At 72.6% G+C, this 3494-nt stretch carries 3 protein-coding genes and 1 pseudogene; 3 read left to right on the top strand and 1 reads right to left on the bottom strand.

Going from position 1 to position 3494, the window contains the following annotated elements; genetic code table 11:
- Positions 1-108: 108 nt before the first annotated feature.
- The 3 genes from ACH4F6_RS24220 (at position 109) to ACH4F6_RS24210 (ending at position 3185) form a co-directional block, all read left to right on the top strand.
- Complete coding sequence (locus ACH4F6_RS24220) at positions 109-753, top strand: HAD family hydrolase (RefSeq protein WP_397962393.1); 645 nt, start codon at positions 109-111, stop codon at positions 751-753.
- A 91-nt stretch (positions 754-844) separates the two neighbouring features.
- Positions 845-2152 carry an MFS transporter gene (locus tag ACH4F6_RS24215; RefSeq protein WP_397962392.1) on the top strand — a complete coding sequence of 436 codons (1308 nt, stop codon included), beginning with the start codon at positions 845-847 and terminating at the stop codon, positions 2150-2152.
- Complete coding sequence (locus ACH4F6_RS24210) at positions 2043-3185, top strand: acetoin utilization protein AcuC (protein ID WP_397962403.1); 1143 nt, start codon at positions 2043-2045, stop codon at positions 3183-3185. The genes ACH4F6_RS24215 and ACH4F6_RS24210 overlap by 110 nt, the downstream gene beginning before the upstream one ends.
- A 106-nt stretch (positions 3186-3291) precedes the next feature.
- Here the strand turns inward: ACH4F6_RS24210 and ACH4F6_RS24205 are convergent.
- Positions 3292-3494, bottom strand: a pseudogene (locus ACH4F6_RS24205) (hypothetical protein); the annotation flags it as partial.

Below are 3494 nucleotides of genomic sequence, written 5' to 3'. Positions count from 1 at the left end.
TGGTACTGCAGGGGGGACCCTGTGGGAGAGTAGGACGCCGCCGAACAAATTGTGAGAAAACCCCCGTGCCGTTCGGCACGGGGGTTTTCTGCGTTTAGGGTCATGGTCATGGATTACGACCTGGTCATCTTCGACAACGACGGTGTGCTCGTCGACAGCGAGCCCATCTCCAACCGGCTGCTCGCCGGCTATCTCACCGAGCTGGGGCACCCGACGACGTACGAGGACTCGATCCGGGACTACATGGGATCCGCGATGCACCGGATCCACGAGCTGGTGCTGGAGCGGACCGGGCAGCAGTTGCCGGAGGATTTCGACGACGTCTTCCACACGCGGGTGTTCGCCGCGTTCGAGCAGGAGTTGGTGGCGGTGGCCGGGGCCGCCGGGGTGCTGGAGAAGCTGGCCGCGGACGGGACCCCGTACTGCGTGGCCTCCTCCGGCAGCCATGAGCGCATTCGCGTCGGGCACCGGGCGGCCGGGCTCGACCGTTGGTTCGACGAGGAGCGGATCTTCAGCTCGCAGGACGTGGGGCGAGGGAAGCCCGCTCCGGACCTCTTCCTCCACGCCGCCGAGCGGATGGGAGTCGCACCGCAGCGGTGCGTCGTCGTGGAGGACTCGCCGCTCGGGGTGCAGGCGGCCGTCGCCGCCGGGATGGACGTGTACGGGTTCACCGCCATGACGCCGGCGGAGAAACTGACCGGGGCCACCCGGCTCTTCTCCGACATGGGCGAGCTGGCCGACCTGCTGGTGTGAGAACCCCGAGGGCGAACCCCCCTGAAGCTGAAGGGAATTCATCTTTGGCCGGATCTACCCAGCGGTACCGCGGAGCCCTACGCTCGCGGCCATGACAGAAGTGCTGCGGCGCGGTAGGGCCTCGTTGGCGTTCGGCTTCTTCGCGCAGGGCGTCGCCTTCGCTCTGCTCGTGACCCGGATCCCGGCCATCCAGGACCGGTACGGGGTCTCCGACGCGCTGCTGCCCGTCTTCCTCGCCGCCGTGCCCGTCCTGGCCGGCGCGGGCAGCGTGGCCACCGAGCAGCTCGTGAAGCGCATCCCGCCGGGACGGCTGCTGCGCTGGTCCCAGCCGGTCGTCCTGCTGGCCCTGCTCGGGGTCGGGGCGGGCGAGCGGATGGTCGTGCTGGGCGTCGCGCTGGCCGTCTTCGGGCTGGCGGTGGGGGTGTTGGACGCCTCGATGAACATGCTCGGGGTGAGCCTGCAGCGGGCGTACGGGCGGAGCATCATGCTCAGCTTCCACGCGGCCTACAGCCTGGGCGGGATCCTGGGGGCGTCGCTGGCGTGGGCGGGGGCGCACTGGCACCTCGCGCTGTGGGTGTCGTATCTGCCGGTGGTGCTGGTGCTGCTGCCGGCCGTGCTGGTCGGGAGCCGGTGGTACGTCGACGGGGCCGGCGGGGCCGGCGAGGACGGTGAGAACCAGGCCGGGCGGGGTGAGAGCGGGGGCGTGGTCTTCAAGGCGTTGCTGCCGTTGTGCCTGGTGATGACCTTCGCCTACATCGGCGACTCGACCGTGTCCAACTGGAGTGCGAAGTACCTCCAGGACGTGCTGGGGAGCTCCGAGCAGCTGGCGACCGTGCCGTACAACGTGTACATGGTGACCACCCTGCTCGGGCGGGCCATCGGGGACTTCGGGGTGCGGCGGTTCGGGGCCGTGGGGGTCGTGCGGGCGGGGGCGCTGGTGGCGGCGGTGGGGTTCGCGGTGGTGGCGGTCGCTCCCGGGGCGTGGGTGGGGATGGGCGGGTTCACCCTGCTGGGAGTGGGGCTGTGCGTGCTGGTGCCGCAGACGTTCGCGGCGGCCGGGCGGCTGTTCCCGGGCGCGTCGGACGCGGCGGTCGCGCGGCTCAACGTCTTCAACTACGTGGGTTTCCTGATCGGCTCGCCGTTGGTGGGGGCGCTGGGGGACGCGTGGAGCTACCGGGGGGCGATGGTTGTGCCGATGGTGTTGGTGCTGGTGACGTTGGTGTACGCCCGGTCGTTCGCGGCTCAACCGGACCGATACGGTGGCGGGCATGAGCGGCCGCGCACAGCTGATGTGGGACGAGGCAGTAACGGGCTACGACTTCGGTCCGGACCATCCGATGGATCCGGTCCGGCTGCACCTGACCCGCAGGCTCGTCCATGCCCTGGAGCTCGACCGTGAGGTGGAGGTCGTCTCCGCCAAGCCGGCCGGGGAGTCGACGCTGCGGCTCGTCCACCGGGAGGACTACATCGAGGCCGTGAAGGCGGCCTCCGCGGATCCGGGGGCGGCGGACACGTCGTACGGGCTGGGGACGATGGACGATCCGGCCTTCGCCGGGATGCACGAGGTGTCCTCCCTCATCGCCGGGCTGTCGGTCGGGGCGGCGGAGGCGGTGTGGCGGGGTGACGCGCTGCACGCGGTGAACTTCGCGGGCGGCCTGCACCATGCGATGCCGGGCGGCGCCTCGGGGTTCTGCATCTACAACGACGCCTCGCTGGCCATCGCGCGCCTGCTGGAGCTGGGGGCCGAGCGGGTCGCGTACGTGGACGTCGACGTGCACCACGGGGACGGGGTGCAGGCGGCGTTCTGGGAGGACCCGCGGGTCCTGACGATCTCGATGCACGAGCATCCCCGGACGTTGTTCCCGCAGACGGGGTGGCCGCAGGAGACGGGGGCCGAGGGGTCCGCGGTGAACCTCGCGCTCCCCGCCGGGACGGGGGACGCGGGGTGGGTGCGGGCGTTCCACGCGGTGGTGCCCGAGCTGATCGCCGACTTCCGGCCGGACGTGCTGGTGACCCAGCACGGCGCCGACACGCACTTCGAGGATCCGCTGGCCCACCTCGCGGTGTCGCTGGACGCGCAGCGGGCCGTGCAGGTGGCCTGTCACGAACTGGCGCACGAGTACGCCGGCGGGAAGTGGGTGGCGCTGGGGGGCGGCGGCTACGCGGTGGTGGAGGTCGTGCCCCGGTCGTGGGCGCACCTGGTGGCAGTGGCGGCCGGGCGGCCGGTGGCGCCGGAGACGATGATCCCCGAGGCGTGGCGGCAGGAGGTGTTCGCGCGGACGCGGCAGCCGGCGCCCGCGCGGATGACGGACGGACGGTGGCCCGTGGAGTGGGAGTCGTGGGAGGCCGGGTACGACCCCGCGGACCGGCTGGACCAGGCGGTGCGGGCCACCCGGAGCGCCGTGTTCCCGCTGCGGGGGCTGCTGGCCTAGGGCCGGTCGTCCCGATCGGGGCGCAGGAGAGCGGCGGTGCGGGCCGGCGCGGATGAGCGGGGCCGGTGCGTGCGGCTGCGAGGCGGAGGAGCGCTCGACGGCGCGGTCACGCGCGTCGTCGAGGACCTCGCCGGCGTCCCCCTCGCCCCGGCCTGACGAGGCCGACGACGACGCCGAGCGCGTAGGCCGGGACGACCTCGCGGGCCTGGGGCGCGGACGCACCGATGCCGTCGGCGATCCGGGGGAGCGGCCCCGTGGCGGCGAACTCGGTCGCGCCGGCCGCCGTCACCCGGTGCGCCCGGCGGGTCG

Origin of the sequence: Streptomyces sp. NPDC017936, from assembly GCF_044328485.1 — a bacterium.
In the GTDB taxonomy this organism is placed as follows: Bacteria; Actinomycetota; Actinomycetes; order Streptomycetales; family Streptomycetaceae; genus Streptomyces.
This window is presented reverse-complemented; position numbering and strand designations above follow the sequence as displayed.